The following is an 18,533-nucleotide window of genomic DNA, read 5'->3' on the forward strand; positions in this document are numbered from 1 at the left end:
GCCGCCCGCTCAGTCCATCAGCTCGGCGGCGTCGCGCACGGTGAGCGCGATCTCCCGGGGCGTGATCACGCCGAGCAGGTCCCGGCTGGCACGACCGCGGGCGACCAGAACGACCTCGTGGCCACCCTCCTTGATCGCGCGCATGAGCACCGGCCAGCGGGTGGTGGGCGGGACCACGATGAAGCGCGTGTCCACCAGCTCGGAGAGCTCGCGGTCGCGCATGACGTAGCGCAGGTCCTCGCGGGCGAGGCCGTAGAGCTGGCCCTCCTTCGCCACCACGGTGTAGCGCGGACCCTCGCCGGGCACGTGCTCCTCCTGCCACTGGCGCAGGTCATCGAGGTCGATGACCTGGAAGTCCGGATTCATCACCCGGCGCGCCTTGCGCGAGAGCGAGACCGCCGCCTGCAGCCCCTGGGGGATACCCAGGCCGCGGCGGGCGAGCTTGAGGGTGTAGATGCTCTCCGCGGTAATCCGGGTACGCACCACGTAGGCCAGGGCCACGACGGTGATGATCGGCAGCATCGCCGAGTAGTCCCGGGTCTGTTCGAAGATCATCACGATGGCGGTGACCACCGCGGAGGTGGTCGCCCCCACCATGCCGGCCATGCCCGCGATCGCGAAGACCACCGGATCGATCTGCAGCCCCGGCACCAGCCACTGGAGACCGTCGGCGAACGACGCCCCCAGGGTGGCCCCCAGGAACAGCGACGGCGAAAACACGCCGCCGGACGCCCCGGAGCCCAGGGTCAGCCCGGTGGCGATGAGCTTGCCGGCGAACAGCAGCAGCAACAGCAGCGGGTTGGTGAGCACCTCGCGGAGGACGTCGAGGATGGTCGCGTAGCCGACGCCGGCGATGTAGTACTCGTCGAGATACCACAGGAAGCCGTACATCATCAGCCCGAGCACGAACATGCCCGACATGTGCCGCAGGTAGTCGTTGTGGAACAGCGACTCGAAGCGGTCCTCGAACCAGTAGATGGAGTGCACGAAGCCCGCCGCGGCCAGCCCCACCAGCAGCCCGAAGGGCACGCACAGCAGGAGCTGGTAGGAGCCGATGGCGTGGTCGGCGAACAGCTCCACGCTGGGGATCTCGAACGACGGCCCGATACCGGAATACAGCCGCCCGATGTAGGTCGCCGCGACCGTGGCGCTCGCCACCAGGGCCACGTTGAGCGCGGTCACCGAGATCAGCATCAGCTCCACGGCGAACGCCAGCCCGCCGAGCGGCGCGTTGAAGGTCGCCGCGATGCCCGCCGCCGCGCCCGCGCCGACCAGCACGATGCGCTGGCGCGCCGGCATGTTGCGGAACCGCCCCAGGGTCGAGCCGAAGGCCGAGCCGATCTGGATGATCGGGCCCTCGCGGCCCACCGAGCCGCCGGTGCCGATGGACACGGACGAGGCGATGGCCTTGGCGACCACGGTGATGGGGCGCATCTCGCCACCATGGTAATAGATCGCGTGCATCACCTCCGGCACCCCGTGGCCCCGTGCCTCCGGCGCCAGGGTGCGGATGATCCAGGTCACGATGATCGCCCCGACCACGGGCACGAAGATCACCCCCCAGCCCCAGATGCTCGGGTCGATATGGGTATCCGGCTGGAGATGGACGTCGAAGCGGCCGAGGAAGAAGAGGTTCTGGAAGAAGGCGATCGCGCCCTTGAAGACGATGGAGCCGAACCCCCCGAAGGCCCCCACCACCAGGGCCAGCACGAACATCCATGCACCGGAGAGCGGGCGCTGCCCGGTCGCCGGCCCGGCTGACGGGGCGGGGGTGTCGTCGTTCATGGTCGCGCTGCTCCTCCCGGGGACCTGGCCGCGGGTGCAACGCGGATACACCGCCCGCGCCGCACACGCCGCGGCGTGCATGTGCCCTCATCATTGCATATCGCGACCGTGGATTCAGGCGGGGGAGCGCAGCGATTCAGGCGGCATGCTGCAGCGAGGCGAGCACCGCGTCGCGTCCCGGCACCGCGTGTCCGCGGCGCCACACGGCCCACAGCGGCTTGCTCAACCCGGGACCGGCCAGCGGTATGGCGGCCAGCCGGCCGGCGGTGACCTCCTCGTCCACCGTGCCCGCGAGCACCAGCGAGATCCCCTCGCCGTGGGCCACCGCGCGTTTGACGGCCTCGGTGCTGCCGAGCTCGCCGGCGATCGCCGGCCCGCCCTCGCAGCGCGCCAGGAACGCCCGCAGCAGACGCCCCGTACCGGTGCCCGGCTCCCCCGCCAGCAGCCGGCTGCCGGCCAGCTCGTCGGCGGTGATGCGCTGCCGCAGCGCCCACGGGTGTCCCGGCGGGACGATGACCACCAGCGGCTCGTCGCGCCAGCACACGGCGTCGAAACCGGCACGCGCCTGCCAGGTCTCCAGCAGCGCCAGGTCCACCGCCCCCTCCTCCAGGCGCTCGGTGACGGTGGCGTTGTCCGCCACGCTGACCGCGCACGCCGGTGCCGCCTCACCCTCACGCAGGCGACGCAGCACCGGGGGCAGCAGGTAGATGCCGATGTTGGAGGCCGCACCCAGGTGGAGCTGCGGGTCGGCGACCGCCGCCATCGCGCGGGCGTTGACCCGCAGCAGGGACTCCGCGTGGGGCAGCAGCCGCGCCCCCACCGGGCTCGGCCGGCAGCGCGCGCCACGGAGCAGCACCGGGGCGCCGATATCCGCCTCCAGCCGCTGGATCTGGTGGGAAACGGTCGCCGGCGAGAGCCCCCGTTCCGCGGCGGCGCCGCGGAGGCTGCCGGTGCGCACCACCGCCAGGAAGGTCGCCACGTAGCGCAGGTTCAGCATCCATGCCCCCTCGGGTCGTTGATCGCGTCCGCCGGCGCATGGCCGGCGAGCACGCGGCGGACGTTGTCGGCGGCGTGGGCCTCGATGGCACGCCGGGTCCCGGTGACCGCCGAGCCCAGGTGCGGCGCAAACAGCGTCCGCGGGTGGCGCAGCAGTGCCCCGGGGATGGCCGCCGGACGGTCGGCGCGGGAGAGGTCCTCCATCTCGAAGACGTCCGCGGCGTAGCCCCCGAGCCGGCCGGTATCGAGGGCCTCCGCCACCGCCGCCTCGTCGGCGACCGAGCCGCGGCCGGGATTGACCAGCAGTGCGTCCGGGCGCATCAACGCGAGCCGCTCCCGGTCAATGAGGTGGAGGGTGGCCGCGGTGAGCGGTGCGGCCAGGACCACGAAGCGGCTGCGGTGCAGCAGCTCGTCCAGAGGCAGGCGCTCGCACCCCGGTGTCAGGGGATCCGCGGCATCGAGGGGCTGCGGGTCGGCGTAGACGACCTCGGCATCGAAGGCGCGCACCCGGCGGGCGATCGCCCGGCCGATGGCGCCCATGCCGATGATCCCCACCACGCTGCCCGCCAGCCCGGTGCCGTAGAGCCGCGGCCCCCAGCCGGTGAAGGCGCCGCTGCGCACGTGGGCGTCCGCCTCGCGGAGGTGGCGGCCGAGCCCGATCATCAGTCCCAGGGCCAGCTCGGCGGTGGGCACGGTGAGCAGGTCCGGCACGGTGGTCACCCAGACCCCGCGGGCGGTGCAGGCGTCGACGTCGAGGTTGTCGTAGCCCTTGAGGGCACCGGCGACGATACGCAGCCGGGGACAGGCGTCGAGGAGCGCGGCGTCGACGCGCTCGGTCATGAACGCGACCAGGGCGTCCGCCCCGGCGGCCGCCTCGCGCAGCCGCTCCGGGGGCCAGGCGGCATCGGTGGTGTTGCAGCATACGGCGATGCCGTCGCCGAGGCGCTGCACGGTCTCGGGCATGGGGCGCTGGGCGAATACGGCGAGGGGTCGGTCGGTCACTGGATCCTCCGGCGCAGGGCCGAGCCGATGCCGTCGACGACGATCACGGTGGCCAGGATGACGAGCAGGATGGCGAAGACCTCGCGGTAGGCCAGGATGCGGAGGCTGCCGATCAGCTCGAAGCCGATGCCGCCGGCCCCCACCAGACCCATGACCGTCGAGGCGCGGAAGTTGTACTCCCAGCGGTAGACGGAGACATCCAGGAACCGGGGCAGCACCTGGGGCAGGACACCGTGCCAGATCACCTGCGCCGGGCCGGCGCCGGTGGCACGGACCGCCTCGATCGGCGCCGGGTCGGCGTGCTCCACGGTCTCGGCGAAGAACTTGCCCACCATGCCGATGGAGTGCAGTCCCACCGCCAGCACGCCGGCCAGCGGCCCGAAGCCCACCGCGGCCACGAACAGGATGCCCATGATCAGCTCGGGCACGGTGCGCAGGAAGTTCAGCAGGTTGCGCGTGCCATGGTAGAGCGCGGCCGACGGCGTGGTGTTGCGCGCCGCGCAGAAGGCCAGCGGCACCGAGGCAATCACGGCGATGGCGGTGCCGGCGACGCTCATGGCCAGGGTGTCGATCAGCGGCGCGATCCAGTCCTGCCAGCCGGTGAAATCCGGCGGGAGCATGTTGCCCATGAGCTCGAGCAGCGCCGGGACCCCCTGCGCGAGCCGGGCACCGTCGAAGACCCCGACGTAGTGGCCGGCGACCGCGATCACCGCCAGGAGGGCGAGGAGCGCCCCGCCGGCACGGTACCGGCGGGCGCGCTCCGTCGCGAGGATGGCGTCGTGGGAACGCTCGCTCATGGCTACTTCTTGAGCAGCGGCAGCAGGTCACGGACCACGTCGTAGTCCGAATCGCTGATCGCGGCGAACCCCTCGGCGCCCAGCGGACGGAGGATCTCCGGGTCGTCCACCTCCAGGAAGGCGGTGCGGATGCGCGCCTTGAGGTCGTCGTCCAGCGAGGTCTGCATCACCCAGGGATACTGCGGGTAGGGCTTGGAGTAGGTGATCACCTGCACGCGGTCCCTGGAGATCACGCCGCGCTCCACCAGCGACTCGAAGATCGGCCTGGACAGCCCGCCGGCCTGGGCGTGGCCGTTCTGCACCGCGGTGGCCACGGCATCGTGGGAGCCGGTGAAGTTGCCGCTGTAGTCGTCCGGGGTCACGCCGGCGTCGATGAGCACCTTCTTGGGGATGAGGTGGCTGGAGGTGGAGGCCGGGTCACCGAAGGCCACCTGCCTGCCGGCGACGTCGTCGAGCTCGCTCACGCCGGCGGCGACGTTGCCGATCAGCACCGAGCGGTAGGTGGTCTCGCCGTTTTTGCGCTTGGCGGCGAACGGCTCCAGGTCCGCGCCGTGCTGGCGGGCCAGGACGTAGGACAGGGGCCCGAAATAGGCGAGGTCGATGCGGCCGAAGCGGGCCGCCTCGATCATCGACGAGTAGTCCGTGGTCACCACCAGCTCGATGTCCTTGTCGAGGCGCTCGGCGAGGTAGTCCCGGAAGCGCTCGTTCTCCTTGATGATGGTCTGGGGCGACTCGTCCGGCAGCAGCGCGACGCGCAACGTATCCGGGTTGGCGCCGGCCGCATGGGCCGAGCCGGCGAGCACGAGGCCGGCGAGCAGGGCGGAAAGTCGGCGGATCATGGCGGTATCTCCTTGGGTTGGGGGAGGGATCAGGCCGCGGCACCGGCGGCGTCGCGCCGCAGGTCCGCGACCGCACCGGGCCCGTAGACCCGGCAGAGGACATCGTCGTCGAGCGCCGTCGGCGGGCCGTCGAAGACCACCCCGCCGTCGGCGAGGGCGATCACCCGGTCGGCGAACTCGCGGGTGTACTCGACCTGGTGGAGACTGATGACGGCGGTGAGACCGCGCTCGGTGCAGACGTCGCGCAGCAGCGAGAGCACCTGGCGGGAGGCACCGGGATCGAGGCTCGCCACCGGCTCGTCGGCGAGCACCAGCTCGGCCTGCTGGGTCAGCGCGCGGGCGATGCCCACCCGCTGCTGCTGGCCGCCGGAGAGCTGGTCGGCCCGCACCAGGGCCTTGTCCAGCAGGCCTACGCGCTCGAGGCTGTCCAGCGCCAGCCGGCGCTCACCGGCGGGGAGGGGCAGCGTGCTGCGCCAGAAACCGTGGTGGCCGAGACGCCCGATCAGGGTGTTGCGCAGCACGCTCACCCGGGGCAGGAGCTGGTGCTGCTGGAAGATCATGGCGGTGCGCCGGCGGTGTCGGCGGATGGCCGCCGCGTCCTCCAGCGGCCCGACCCCGTCGGCGACCACGCGCCCCCCGGTGGGCGCGCGCAGCCGGTTGAGGCAGTGCAGCAGGGTGGACTTGCCGGCCCCGGAGGGCCCGAGCAGGACGGTCACCGCCCCGCGCTCGAAACGCACCGAGGTCGGGGTCAGCGCGGTCACCCCGCCCGGATAGGTCATCGCCAGCGATTCGGTGTGGATCATCGCCGCCTCCGTGTTCGAAAAACCCGATCGCGATGGCGCGATCAACGAAAACGTCGAACAGGCTGGACGTCCGGGGTGACGGCGTGCTTAAGCGCGGATGATGTTTCCGTGACGGTGGGATGCGAAGGGGTCAGCCGGCGGGGCGCGGCAGCGCGGGGGTCTCCAGGTGGCAGTGGACGCCGTGACCGGCATGGGGCTCGCGCCGCGGCGGGATCTCGGTGCGGCAGATGTCCATGACGTGGGGGCAGCGGGTATGGAAGGGGCAGCCGGCGGGCCGCGCCGCCGGGCCCGGGTTGGTGCCGGTCAGGCGCGGACGCGAGGGACGGCGGCGGCCGCGGGGCACGGCGGCGATCAGGGCCTCGGTGTAGGGATGGCACGGGCCGCCGAGGACCGCGTCCGCCGGGCCCTCCTCGACGATCACGCCCAGGTACATCACCGCCACCCGGTCGGCCAGGTGACGGACCACGGCGAGGTCGTGGGTGATGAACAGGTAGGCCACGCCCTGGCGGTCGCGCAGGCCGCGGAGCAGCTCCAGGATCGCCGCCTGCACCGAGACGTCCAGCGCCGAGGTAGGCTCGTCCAGGACCACCGCGTCCGGCGTGCCGGCAAAGGCCCGGGCGATGGCGACCCGCTGGCGCTGGCCGCCGGAGAGCTGGCCGCCCCGGCGCCGGGCGAGGGCCGGGTCGAGGGCCGCCGCGCGCATCAGCCCGGGCACGCGCTCGCGGGCGGCACGGCGCCCGAGGCCGGCGAGACGCCGGATGGCACGGGCGAGGATGAAGCCGATGCGGTGACTCGGGTTGAGGGTGCCGTCCGGCGACTGGAAGACCATCTGCAGCGGCTGCACCGCCGCGCCGCCGCGCCCGCTGCGGCTCACGGTACCGGCACGGGGCCGTGCCAGGCCGGTGAGCACCCGGGCCAGCGAGGTCTTGCCACTGCCGGACTCGCCCACCAGCGCCAGGGTCTCGCCGCGGCGCAGGGTCACGTCGACGTCCCGGAGGATGGGCACGCCGCCGAGGGTGAGGTGCAGCCCCTCGGCCCGGAGCACGGCGTCGCCGGTGCCCCCGCCGGCGTGGGTCCCCGTGGCCGCCCCGGCGCCCCGGTCCACCGCCGGGGTGTCGTCCGGGTACAGGCAGCGGCTGGCGCGCCCCGGTCCGGTCGCGGCCAGCGGCGGGCGCGTGCCCCGGCAGTCGTCCCGCGCCACCGGGCAGCGGGGCGCGAACACGCAGCCCGCCGGCCGCTCGCCGGGCTCCGGCGGTGCGCCGGGGATGGGCCGCAGCGGCCGCCCGGCGGCGTCGAAGTCCGGGATGCAGGCGATCAGTCCGGCGGTGTAGGGATGGCGCGGGTCGTGGAATAGCGTCTCCGCCGGCCCCTCCTCCACCAGCTCGCCGGCGTACATCACCCCGACCCGGTCGCACACCGCCTGGACCACGCCGAGATTGTGGCTGATGAACAGCAGCGCCACGTCGAGCTCGGCGCGCAGGCCCTCGAACAGCGCCAGGATCTCCGCCTGCACGGTGGTGTCCAGGGCGGTGGTGGGCTCGTCGAGCACGAGCAGGTCCGGATCGCCGGCAAGGCCCATGGCGATCACCACCCGCTGCTGCATGCCGCCGGAGAGCTGGTAGGGGTAGTTGTTGCGCACGCGGTGACCGTCGGGGATCTGCACACGCTCAAGCATGGTCGCGGCGGCGTCCCACGCCGCGCGGTGGCCGAACCCGCGGTGCAGGCGGTAGACCTCGGCGATCTGCTCGCCGACGGTGAGCGCGGGGTTCAGCGCCGTCCCCGGGCTCTGGTAGACCGCCGCCACGGTGCCACCGCGCAGCCGGCGCAGACCCTCGGCGTCCAGCGCGGCGAGGTCCTCGCCGGCGATGCGGATGCCGCCGGCGCTGACCCGGGCGTTGTCCGGGAGATAGCCCATCGCCGCCATCGCGAGCGTCGACTTGCCGCAGCCGGACTCGCCGACCAGGCCGTAGGCCTCGCCCGGCGCGATGGCCAGGTCCACGTCCGAGACCGCCTCGTGCCAGCGCCCGCGGCGCCGGTAGGCGATGGACAGGCCGTCGAAGGCGAGGACGGGCGCGCTCACCGGCCCTCCAGGTCACGCAGGCCGTCGGCCATGAGCGAGAAGCCCACCACCACGAAGGCGATGGCCCCGGCGGGAAACAGCACCGTCCACGGCGCGCTGGTCAGCAGCGCCCGGTTCTCCGCGACCATCAGGCCCCAGTCCGGCGCCGGCGGCTGCACGCCGAGGCCGAGGAAGCCCAGGGTCGCCGAGGTGAACACCGCATAGCCGAGGCGGATGGTGCCCTCCACCACCAGCGGGCCGCGGATATTGGGCAGGACCTCCACGGCGAGCACGTACAGCGGCCCCTCGCGGCGGATCCGCGCGGCCTGGACGTACTCCCGGCGCACCTCCACCAGCGCCGCGGCCCGCGCGGTGCGCGCGATCAGCGGCGCGAACACCAGCCCGATCACCAGCACCACGTTGCCGGTGGAGCCGCCGAGCATGGTCAGCGCCAGCAGCGCGAGGATGACGATGGGGAAGGCCATCACCGCATCCAGCAGCCGCATGATGACCTCGTCCACCCAGCGCCCGAAGTAGGCCGCGCTCATGCCGATGGCCGCCCCCAGGACGAGGCCGATGAGGGTCGCCGCCGGCGCGATGAGCAGCACGTAGCGCCCGCCGAAGAGCACCCGCGAGAGCACGTCGCGGCCGTACTCGTCGGTGCCGAACCAGTGCGCCGCCGACGGCGCCTGACTGAGTGCGCCGTAGTCGCTCACCGTCGGCCCGCTCGGCGCGAGCCACGGCGCCGCCGCGGCGGTGACCAGCCACGCCGCGACCATCGCCAGCCCGACCGCTAGCGCCGGCGAGCGGCGCAGGGGCTCAAGCACCCGCCAGGGCATGGCGCACCCTCGGGTTGAGCCAGGCATAGACGACGTCCGCGGCCAGATTGGCGAGGCCGAACACACCGGTGATGAGCAGCGCGCAGCCCGCGAGCAGGGGGACGTCCTTGTTGGAGGCGGCGTACTCCATGAGGCTGCCGATGCCCGGGTAGCGGAACAGCGTCTCCACCACCACGAGCCCGCCGACCAGCCAGCCGAGCTGCGCGCCGATGACGGTGATCGTCGGCAGCAGCGCATTGCGCAGCACGTGGTGGCGGATCACCCGCCGCCGGGGCAGGCCCTTGAGCACGGCGGTGCGGGTGTAGTCCGCCGCCAGCTCGGAGAGCATGCCGGTGCGCACCATGCGGAAGAGATAGGCGAACAGCAGCAGCACCAGCGCCAGCGCCGGCATCAGGAGGTGGCGCAGCCACGTCAGCAGCCCGGCCCCCTCGTCCGGCAGCGCCTGCACCGGCAGCCAGCCGAGCCCCACGCCCAGCCCCACGATCAGGAATACCCCGGTGACGAACTCGGGCATCGCGCCGAAGGTGAGCCCGACCACCGAGGCGACCCGGTCGAACCAGCCGCCGGGCCGGCGCCCCGCGGCCACGCCGGCGGCGATGGCCACCGGCACCAGCAACACCAGGGCGTAGCCGGCGAGCAGCAGCGAGCGCCCGAGCCGGGCCAGCGCAAGGGGGAGCACGTCGGTGTCCAGGGTCAGCGAGCGGCCCCAGTCGCCGGTGAGCACGCCGCCGAGCCACTGGAGGTAGCGCAGCACCGCCGGCTGATCGAGGCCGAGCTGGCGGTTGAGCTCGGCGACCGAGGCGTCGCTGGCGAACGGGCCGAGCACGATGCGCCCGACGTTGCCCGGCATCACCGAGGTCATCAGGAAGATCAGCACCGAGGCGACGAGCAGCGTCACCCCGAGCAGCAGCAGCCGCCGGAGGACGAACCGCGTCACCGGCGCCTCCCCGGCGCGGTGTCGGGCATGCGTGTCACGCTGCGCCCCGGCGCCCTATCCCGCCAGCCAGGCCCCGCGCAGGTCCAGGTAGTTGGACATGTGCGCGCTCACGCCGCGGACGCGGCTGCGCACCGGGCGCAGGGCGTTGGGGAAGTAGGTGATCACCGCCGGCACCTCGTCGTGGAGGATCTGCGCAAGGCGGGTCGCCAGATCGTTGCGCTCGGCCTCGTCCGTGCTCGCCTCGAACTCGTCGAGCAGCCGGTCGAATTCGTCGTTCCGCCAGTGCGGGGCGTTCCACTCGGCGTCCCCGCGGAAGGCGGCGGCGAGGATCTGCCCGGCTGTGGGCCGGGCCGTCCAGTCCGTGAGGCCGAGGGGGACCTCCGTCCAGTGGCCGTAGTACACGTTGAGGGGCTCGACATTGATCTTCACGCGGATACCCACCTCGGCGAGCATCTGCTGGGCGAGCACGGCGTACTGGGGCAGCTCCACGAACCGGCCGGTGTACAGGTCGATCTCGAAGCCGTCCGCATGGCCCGCCTCGGCGAGCAGACGCCGGGCCTCGGCCACGTCGCGCTCGCGCTGCGCCACCGACACCTTCTCCGGGTAGATCGGGGCGACGGGATGATCGTTGCCGAGGTCCGCCCGCCCGCCGAGCAGGGTCTCCACCATGGTCGGGCGGTCGATGGCCAGCGCCACCGCGCGGCGCACGCGTACGTCGTCGAAGGGCGGCTGGTCGGTGCGCATGGTGAGCTGGCGGGTCATCGCCGACGGCGTGGTCAGCACCTCCACCCCGGCGGTCTCGAACAGCGGCTTGGCGTCCACCGGGCCGGCGAGGAGCATCATGTCCACCTCGTCGCCGCGCAGCGCGAGGATCTGCGGCTGGGCGGCGCCGTAGATGTCGCACTCGACGCGGTCGACGTACGGCCGCGGGGCGTCCCAGTAGTCCGGGTTGCGCTCGAAGACCACGGACTCCTGGGGGGTGTAGTCCACCAGGCGGAACGGGCCGGTGCCCACCGGGTTGGCGGCGAAATCGCCGTCGAAGTCCGCCGGCAGGATGATGGCGTTGTAGGTCTGGGTGTAATAGGGGAAGCGCCCCACCGGCTGGTCCAGCTCGAAGACCACGCGGTAGTCGCCGTCCGCCGACACCCCTTCCGGTCGCAGGAACGGCAGCTGCGAGGCGGCAGCGGTGGGGTTGTCCGGGTCGACGAGGCGGCGGAAGGTGGCGACCACGTCGGCGCTGGTCATCTCGCGGCCGTCGTGGAAGCGCACGCCCCGGCGCAGCTCGAACGTCCAGCGGCGGCCGCCGTCAGCGGCCTGCCAGTCGGTGGCGAGGACCGGGCGCAGGGACAGGTCGTCCTCGGCCCAGACAAGGTACTCGCCCACCTGCTGGATCGCGGCGATGCCGCCGCCGCTGCTCACCTTCAGGGGGTCGATGGTCTTTACCGAGGGCAGGGCCACCCGCAGGGTGCCGCCGCGCCGGGGCTCGCCGTCCGCCGCGGCCCTCAGGGCGCCGGACCAGAGCCCCACCGTGCCGGCCCCGAGACCGGCCAGCCCCATGGCCTGGATGAGTCGCCGGCGACGCCGGTCGATGAGGGGCGCGCCCCCCGTGCTGTCGCGATCCGCCACGGCATCCTCTCCCCGGTGGGTGTGTTCCGCCCGACTCTAACGGATCGCCGGAGCGGATTCACCCGTACCGGCCCGTCCGGGAGGTGGCGTCGCCGCCGCGAAGGTTAGTAAGCTCTTCGCGCCGTTCACCCAGCCGCCGGGGAAAGCCTGATGAAGATCGCCTCCTGGAACGTCAACTCCCTCAAGGTCCGTCTGCCCCAGGTGCTGGAATGGCTGGGCCAGGCCCGGCCGGACATCCTCGGGCTGCAGGAGACGAAGCTCACCGACGAGAACTTCCCGGCCGCCGAGATCGAGGCCGCGGGTTACCACGTCGCCTATTCCGGGCAGAAGACGTACAACGGCGTCGCCGTCCTCGCCCGTGAGCCGGTGACGGACGTGGTCACCGACATCCCCGGCTTCGAGGATCACCAGCGCCGGGTCCTCGCCGCCACCGTCGGCTCCACCCGGTTCGTCAATCTCTACGTACCCAACGGCAAGGCCGTGGGCGACGAGAAGTACGACTACAAGCTCGCCTGGCTGGCGCATCTGCGTGAATGGCTCGCCGCCGAGCTGGAGACCCACGACGAGCTGGCGGTGGTGGGTGACTTCAATATCGCCCCGGAGGACCACGACGTCCACGACCCGGAGGCATGGCACGAGCAGGTGCTGTGCTCCACCCCGGAGCGCGAGGCCCTGGCGGCGCTCACCGCCCTGGGGCTGAGCGACAGCTTCCGCCGCTTCGACCACCCCGAGGGGACCTTCTCATGGTGGGACTACCGGATGAACAACTTCCGCCGCAACCGCGGGCTGCGCATCGACCTCATCCTCACCGCCCCCCGGCTGACCGAACGGCTGAGCGCGAGCTACGTGGACCGCGACCCCCGCGGCTGGGAACGTCCATCGGATCACGCCCCGGTCGTGGCGGAGTTCACGCCCTGAGTAATCAACAACCTGCCACCCATCGGGGTTCCGGAAACCGGGACCCGCTAGTGTGACACAGGTCCTCGCCCGGGACCCGGCGGTGCTGGCCTAATCCGGGCTTCCAAGCGGCAGCGGTCCCCGGGGGTGGGGGAGGGAGCGTTCCGCCGCGATCACCCCAGCGACGACTGCACCCGGCGTGAGCCGGCGTGCTGGAGGACCTACTATGTCCCGCACCTTACGCGTGTGCCGGTTGGCCGCACTCGTTCTCGGTGTTTCCCTCTTCGTGACCGCCTGCGGGGGCGGCGGTGGCGGCGGCAGCTCGAGTAGCAGCGACAGTCCGCCGGCGGCACCGGTAACCGGAGATGCCGCCATTACCATCTCCTGGCAGGCCCCGACGGAGCGGGAGGACGGCTCCGCGCTGTCGATGTCGCAGCTCGCCGGCTATCGTGTCTACTATGGCACCAGCCCGGGCGACTACAGCCAGGAAGTGGACATCAGCGATCCCTACCAGCAGTCCTACACCATCGAGGGACTGTCGTCGGGCAGCTACTACATCGCGCTGCAGGCCTACGACGACAGCAACCGCCTCAGCGCGATGTCCGACCCGGTCAGCGTCCAGATCAACTGACCGGCTCGCGCCGGCACGCCGGGCGGCGTGCCGGCCGGGCTCAGCCGAACCACCAGTCGGTGGGTGCCGGCACCGCCTCACGGCGCTCCAGCCACTGCATCCCCTTCACACAGCGCACGATCAGCCAGATCACGGTGAACAGCAGCACCAGCCAGCCGATGAGGATCAACGAGGTGATCATGCCGATGAACGACAGCCCCAGGCCGATCCAGAAGGTCCGGATCTGCCACGTGTAGTGGCTGCGCAGCCACTCCGGGGCTCCGTCGCGATAGATATAGGCCATGACCACGCCGATCAGCCCGGTCACACCGAGCACCAGCGCCACCAGGTAGAGGATGTAGATCACCCGGACCTTGCCGGTATCCCCCTCCGGCACGAGCGGCTCCGCGCCCCCGCGGTCGGGCTGCGTGGTGTCTTCTTCTGTCATTGTCTCTCCCGCGTTCCTTGTGCCTGATCCCTGCCCCAGTATGGTCAAGCAACGGTGACAGGCAATAGCGCGAGCAGGCAGTATCGTGACTCTCGCGCACGGCAGGGGACGACGACGTTGCAGTATCACGACCTTCGGGAGTTCATCGAGAAGCTGGAGGCGGCCGGCGAGCTCAAGCGCATCAGCCATCCGGTAGACCCGGTGCTGGAGATGACCGAGGTCTGCGACCGCACGCTGCGCCGCGGCGGCCCCGCCCTGCTGTTCGAGAACCCGGTCGGCCACGACATGCCGGTGCTCGCCAACCTCTTCGGAACGCCCCGTCGCGTGGCCCTCGGCATGGGCGCGGACGACACCGAGGCGCTGCGCGAGATCGGCCGGCTCCTCGCCTTCCTCAAGGAGCCTGATCCGCCCAAGGGCATGCGCGATGCCTGGCGGAGCCTGCCGGTGTACAAAAAGGTGCTGGACATGGCGCCGAAGAAGGTCCGCCGCGCGCCCTGCCAGGAGGTGGTGATCGAGGGCGACGACGTGGACCTCTCGCGCATCCCGGTGCAGACCTGCTGGCCCGGCGACGCCGGCCCGCTGATCACCTGGGCGCTGGTCACCACCCGGGGGCCGGAGAAGAGCCGGCAGAATCTCGGGATCTACCGCCAGCAGGTCATCGGGCGCAACCGTGTAATCATGCGCTGGCTCGCCCACCGCGGCGGCGCGCTGGACTTCCGCGACTGGCAGCAGGCCCACCCCGGGGAGCCCTTCCCGGTGGCGGTAGCCCTCGGCGCGGACCCGGCGACCATCCTCGCGGCGGTGACACCGGTCCCCGACACCCTCTCCGAGTACGCCTTCGCCGGGCTGCTCCGCGGCCGGCGCACGGAACTCGTGGGCTGCCTGGGCTCGGAGCTGCAGGTGCCGGCGAGCGCGGAGATCCTCCTCGAGGGCCACATCTACCCGGACGATGTCGCACCCGAGGGCCCGTTCGGCGACCATACCGGCTACTACAACGAGGTCGAGCACTTCCCGGTATTCACCGTCGAGCGCATCACCCACCGGCGCGACCCCGTCTACCACAGCACTTACACCGGCCGCCCCCCGGACGAGCCCGCCGTACTCGGGGTCGCGCTCAACGAGGTATTCGTCCCGATTCTGCAGAAGCAGTTCCCCGAGATCGTGGACTTCTACCTGCCGCCGGAGGGCTGCAGCTACCGCATGGCGGTGGTGAGCATGAAGAAACAGTACCCCGGTCACGCCAAGCGGGTGATGTTCGGGGTCTGGTCGTTCCTGCGCCAGTTCATGTACACCAAGTTCGTGGTGGTCGTGGACGACGACGTCGATCCCCGTGACTGGCAGGACGTGATCTGGGCGATGACCACCCGCATGGACCCGGCGCGGGACACGACGCTGGTGGACAACACCCCCATCGACTACCTGGACTTCGCCTCGCCGGTCTCGGGGCTCGGCTCGAAGATGGGGCTCGACGCGACCTCCAAATGGCCCGGCGAGACGACGCGGGAATGGGGCACGCCCATCCGCATGGACGACGCCGTGCGCGAACGCGTCGACGCCTACTGGGACGAGCTTGGCATCGACTGAACCCCGGTACCCGGGCGTGGCGGCGGCAACCCGGGCACGGCCCGCCGCCGGTGATTACGACCAGGCCCTAGGCCCGGCGGCGACGTTGGGCGAGAATGGCGCAAAGGCACGCGGAAAGCGGCATACACGATGAGCTACCGAGTCCGGATCGAGAACACGCAGCACGAGTTCACCGTGGAGGATGGCGAGGCGGTGCTGAGCGCCGCGCTCCGCCACGGCCTGATCCTGCCCTATAGCTGCCGGGGCGGTACCTGCGGCACCTGCATGGGCAAGGTCGTCGAGGGCCGGGTGAGCTATCCCGACGGGCGCCCGCCCGCGCTCTCCGAGGCCGAGGAGGCGGTCGGCCAGGCCCTGTTCTGCCAGGCGCGGGCCGACTCGGACCTCGCCATCGAGGTGCGAGAGGTCCGCTCGGCCGACGATATCCGGCCACGCAAGCTCCCCTGCCGGGTCGAACGCATGGACACCCTTGCCCACGACGTGCGCCGGCTGTGGCTGCGCACGCCGGGCAACGAACGGCTGCAGTTCCTGCCGGGCCAGTACGTCGACTTCCTGCTGCGGGGCAACCGCCGGCGCAGCTTCTCGCTGGCGAACCCGCCCCATGACGACGAGCTGCTGGAGCTGCACGTCCGCCAGGTGCCGGACGGGCGCTTCACCGGCTACATCTTCGAGGAGCTCAAGGAGCGCGCGCTGCTGCGCTTCGAGGGCCCGTTCGGGACATTCTTCCTGCGCGAGGACTCGCCCCGCCCCATCCTCATGATCGGGGGCGGCACGGGCTTCGCGCCCATCAAGTCCATGCTCGAGCACGCCTTCCACCACGGCATCGACCGGCCCATCCACTTCTACTGGGGCGTGCGCGCCCGGCACGACCTCTACCTCGCGGACCTGCCGGAGCGCTGGGCGCGGGAGCACGCGAGCTTCCGTTACACCCCGGTACTCTCCGAGCCCCGGGCCGGCGACCAGTGGAACGGGCGCACCGGCTTCGTCCACGAGGCCGTGATCGAGGACTACCCGGACCTCAGCGGCTACGACGTCTACATGAGCGGGCCGCCGCCGATGATCGAGGCCGCGAAGACGGCATTCGCCATCCACGGGCTGGACCCCGGACATCTCTACTTCGACTCGTTCGACTTCGCCGTCGACCCGGAAGACGATCCGGCCTGAGCGGTCACGCCGATGCAATCGGACAGGCGAAAGTCTATACTCGAGCGCTGTTTGTTCAGTGCAGCAGAGACCCACATGCCTTACGTAGATACGGGCGACGCCCGGCTCTACTTCGAGACCCACGGCAACAGCGGCCCCGCCGTCGTCCTGATCATGGGGCTGGGGGGCACCGTCGAGGCCTGGGGCATGCAGATCCCGGCGCTGAGCCGGGAATGCCGCGTGCTGGTAATGGACAACCGCGGCACGGGCCGCACCCAGAGCCATACCGAGAGCTGGACCATCAACGACATGGCCGCCGACGTGCTCGCGGCCATGGACGCCGCCGGTATCGCGGAGGCCCACGTGGTCGGGGTCTCCATGGGCGGACTCATTGCCCAGGCCCTCTACCACATGGCGCCAAAGCGGCTGTGCAGCCTCATACTCGGCTGCACCGGCCCGGGCGTGAACGACCCGGCCTTCGCCCGCCCCGCCCGGGCGGTGGAGGAGATCCTGCATATCGACCGCGAGGCCGTGGGCCACGCCAACGCCGTGCAACGGCTCACCGAGGTGTTCTACCATCCCACCTACCGCGAACGGGTGCCCGACCTCGCGGAGCGGCTGCTGCGCTTCGAGCGCGAGCTCGACGTCGACCCCAAAGGCCCGACCCGCCAGCTCGAGGCGGTCTACAGCCAGCCGGGCCAGGGTGACAGGCTCGCCGACATCGGCATCCCGGTGCTCGTCCTGCACGGCGAGGACGACATCGTCTGGCCCATGGAAAACGGCGAGTATCTCGCCGAGGCCATCCCGGAGGCCCGGCTCCAGCTCTTCCCTGAAACGGGTCACATGCTCATGCTGGAGCGGGCGCGGGAATTCAACCGCAGCGTACTGACATTCATCCGTGAGCAGGAGTGAGCCGTGACCGCCACCGCCCACAATGCACTCCGGGCCCTCGCCCCTGCCGTCCTGGTGTCGGTGCTGGCCGGCTGCGCGAGCACGCCGCAGACGACACCGGATCAGGCCTACGACCCGCTGGAGGGCGCCAACCGCGAGGTCTACGACTTCAACGAGGGGCTGGACCGCTACGTGCTCGCCCCCGCCGCCCGGGGATGGACGGCCGTCACCAACGAGCCGGTACGCACGGGCGTGGACAATTTCTTCGACAACCTCGCCTATCCGGGCGTACTGCTCAATGACCTGCTCCAGGGCAAGATCGGCTACGCCTTTGCCGACACCGCGCGGTTCATGTTCAATACCACCCTCGGGCTCGCGGGCTTCCTCGATCCGGCGAGCCGCATGGGCCTGCCGGACCGCACCGAGGACTTCGGCCAGACGCTGGGCACCTACGGTGTCGACAGCGGCGCCTACCTCGTCGTGCCGGCGCTGGGACCGTCGAGCACCCGCGACGTCACCCGCTATCCGGTGGCCTACTACACCAACGTGCTGACCTACACCGCGCTCAACACCGTCACCCTGGGCGGGCTGACGGCGCTCAACTTCGTCAACACCCGTGCCCAGCTCGAGGGCACCGTGCGCCTGCGCAACGAGGCCGCACTGGACCCCTACGCCTTCACGCGCTCGAGCTACCTCCAGTACCGCCGCAACCTGGTCTACGACGGCAACCCGCCGGAGAAGGAAGACCCGTACGGCGACCTCTTCGACGAGCTGGATCAGCCGGCCACCGGGGACGGGACCGGCGGCAAAGAGTGAACGGCAGACAACGCACATAGCCGCTCCGCCCCCGCGCATACCATCTTGGATTGCGACGGGAAATGGGGCAGCATGTAGCGGAGTCCGGGGCAAGGAGACGGCAACGGCACCCGGCGCACGGACAAGCGTGATCCCCGACAGCCAACCAGGGAAGGTGGCCAGACATGAGCGATACCTGCCGCGCCCCGCCGTGGGGCCCTGCCTGCACCGCAGTCCCCGCTAGCGGGCGCGATCACACGCCTGCTGCCGTCAGGCGCGCCCGTTAGCGCTGATTCCCCTCTTGATGGAACGTGAGGGACGCAGACAATGGATGTCCTGCCAGACGACGCCTGGATCAAGCAGGCCACCTGTGCCGGTCTCGGCCTCAACGACTGCCGCTGGTGCACGCGCCGCGGCCTGCCGATCCTGCCGGTACGCTACGCGATCACCCGTATCGACGAGACCCCGGAGGTCCCGGTGCTGCC

At 71.4% G+C, this 18,533-nt stretch carries 17 protein-coding genes; 6 read left to right on the plus strand and 11 right to left on the minus strand.

Annotated elements, in window-relative coordinates; translation table 11 throughout:
* Window positions 1–9: 9 nt before the first annotated feature.
* The 10 genes from ACEZHJ_RS17425 to ACEZHJ_RS17470 all read right to left on the minus strand — a co-directional run bounded on the left by ACEZHJ_RS17425 (window position 10) and on the right by ACEZHJ_RS17470 (window position 11,683).
* The gene (locus tag ACEZHJ_RS17425) at window positions 10–1,785 is read right to left on the minus strand and encodes a chloride channel protein (RefSeq protein ID WP_163139401.1); all 1,776 of its coding nucleotides are present in this window, start codon (window positions 1,783–1,785) and stop codon (window positions 10–12) included.
* A gap of 136 nt (window positions 1,786–1,921) precedes the next feature.
* A complete protein-coding gene (locus ACEZHJ_RS17430) occupies window positions 1,922–2,782 on the minus strand; it encodes a LysR family transcriptional regulator (RefSeq protein WP_163139400.1) in 861 nt (286 codons plus the stop codon).
* Window positions 2,776–3,744: an NAD(P)-dependent oxidoreductase gene (locus ACEZHJ_RS17435; RefSeq protein WP_240466176.1), complete on the minus strand. Its 969-nt coding sequence runs from the start codon at window positions 3,742–3,744 to the stop codon at window positions 2,776–2,778. Before ACEZHJ_RS17435 ends, ACEZHJ_RS17430 begins: the two co-directional genes overlap by 7 nt.
* A 35-nt stretch (window positions 3,745–3,779) precedes the next feature.
* Window positions 3,780–4,580, minus strand: a complete 801-nt coding sequence (gene phnE / locus ACEZHJ_RS17440; protein WP_163139398.1) for a phosphonate ABC transporter, permease protein PhnE — start codon at window positions 4,578–4,580, stop codon at window positions 3,780–3,782.
* A 2-nt stretch (window positions 4,581–4,582) separates the two neighbouring features.
* Window positions 4,583–5,416 (minus strand): phosphate/phosphite/phosphonate ABC transporter substrate-binding protein, encoded by an 834-nt coding sequence (phnD, locus tag ACEZHJ_RS17445; RefSeq protein ID WP_205599771.1) that lies wholly within the window; start codon window positions 5,414–5,416, stop codon window positions 4,583–4,585.
* Window positions 5,417–5,448: 32 nt separating this feature from the next.
* Window positions 5,449–6,222: a phosphonate ABC transporter ATP-binding protein gene (gene phnC, locus ACEZHJ_RS17450; RefSeq protein WP_163139396.1), complete on the minus strand. Its 774-nt coding sequence runs from the start codon at window positions 6,220–6,222 to the stop codon at window positions 5,449–5,451.
* 130 nt (window positions 6,223–6,352) lie between these two features.
* Complete coding sequence (locus ACEZHJ_RS17455) at window positions 6,353–8,302, minus strand: ABC transporter ATP-binding protein (protein ID WP_163139395.1); 1,950 nt, start codon at window positions 8,300–8,302, stop codon at window positions 6,353–6,355.
* The gene (locus ACEZHJ_RS17460) at window positions 8,299–9,120 is read right to left on the minus strand and encodes an ABC transporter permease (protein WP_018716728.1); all 822 of its coding nucleotides are present in this window, start codon (window positions 9,118–9,120) and stop codon (window positions 8,299–8,301) included. Before ACEZHJ_RS17460 ends, ACEZHJ_RS17455 begins: the two co-directional genes overlap by 4 nt.
* Entirely contained in the window at window positions 9,101–10,057 is a 957-nt protein-coding gene (locus ACEZHJ_RS17465; RefSeq protein ID WP_163139394.1) for an ABC transporter permease, read from the minus strand. Before ACEZHJ_RS17465 ends, ACEZHJ_RS17460 begins: the two co-directional genes overlap by 20 nt.
* Before the next feature lie 54 nt (window positions 10,058–10,111).
* Window positions 10,112–11,683: an ABC transporter substrate-binding protein gene (locus ACEZHJ_RS17470; protein WP_163139393.1), complete on the minus strand. Its 1,572-nt coding sequence runs from the start codon at window positions 11,681–11,683 to the stop codon at window positions 10,112–10,114.
* Between the two features lie 150 nt (window positions 11,684–11,833).
* Between ACEZHJ_RS17470 and xth the strand changes: the two genes are divergently transcribed.
* The gene (gene xth / locus ACEZHJ_RS17475; protein ID WP_163139392.1) at window positions 11,834–12,601 is read left to right on the plus strand and encodes an exodeoxyribonuclease III; all 768 of its coding nucleotides are present in this window, start codon (window positions 11,834–11,836) and stop codon (window positions 12,599–12,601) included.
* A gap of 205 nt (window positions 12,602–12,806) precedes the next feature.
* Window positions 12,807–13,211 (plus strand): fibronectin type III domain-containing protein, encoded by a 405-nt coding sequence (locus ACEZHJ_RS17480; RefSeq protein WP_163139391.1) that lies wholly within the window; start codon window positions 12,807–12,809, stop codon window positions 13,209–13,211.
* A gap of 40 nt (window positions 13,212–13,251) precedes the next feature.
* Here the strand turns inward: ACEZHJ_RS17480 and ACEZHJ_RS17485 are convergent, their stop codons facing one another.
* Window positions 13,252–13,638, minus strand: a complete 387-nt coding sequence (locus ACEZHJ_RS17485) for a hypothetical protein (RefSeq protein WP_018716733.1) — start codon at window positions 13,636–13,638, stop codon at window positions 13,252–13,254.
* Window positions 13,639–13,755: 117 nt separating this feature from the next.
* Here ACEZHJ_RS17485 and ubiD point away from each other — a divergent pair, with 117 nt between their 5' ends.
* The 4 genes from ubiD to ACEZHJ_RS17505 all read left to right on the plus strand — a co-directional run bounded on the left by ubiD (window position 13,756) and on the right by ACEZHJ_RS17505 (window position 18,069).
* Window positions 13,756–15,222: a 4-hydroxy-3-polyprenylbenzoate decarboxylase gene (ubiD, locus tag ACEZHJ_RS17490; protein WP_375036735.1), complete on the plus strand. Its 1,467-nt coding sequence runs from the start codon at window positions 13,756–13,758 to the stop codon at window positions 15,220–15,222.
* Window positions 15,223–15,351: 129 nt separating this feature from the next.
* Window positions 15,352–16,383 (plus strand): CDP-6-deoxy-delta-3,4-glucoseen reductase, encoded by a 1,032-nt coding sequence (locus tag ACEZHJ_RS17495; protein WP_259200213.1) that lies wholly within the window; start codon window positions 15,352–15,354, stop codon window positions 16,381–16,383.
* Window positions 16,384–16,458: 75 nt separating this feature from the next.
* Window positions 16,459–17,274: an alpha/beta fold hydrolase gene (locus ACEZHJ_RS17500; RefSeq protein WP_018717613.1), complete on the plus strand. Its 816-nt coding sequence runs from the start codon at window positions 16,459–16,461 to the stop codon at window positions 17,272–17,274.
* Window positions 17,275–17,277: 3 nt separating this feature from the next.
* Window positions 17,278–18,069, plus strand: coding sequence for a VacJ family lipoprotein (locus ACEZHJ_RS17505; protein WP_018717612.1), 792 nt, complete (start codon window positions 17,278–17,280; stop codon window positions 18,067–18,069).
* Window positions 18,070–18,533 lie beyond the last annotated feature (464 nt).

Origin of the sequence: Arhodomonas sp. KWT2, from assembly GCF_041949875.1 — a bacterium.
Classification (GTDB): domain Bacteria; phylum Pseudomonadota; class Gammaproteobacteria; order Nitrococcales; family Nitrococcaceae; genus Arhodomonas; species Arhodomonas aquaeolei.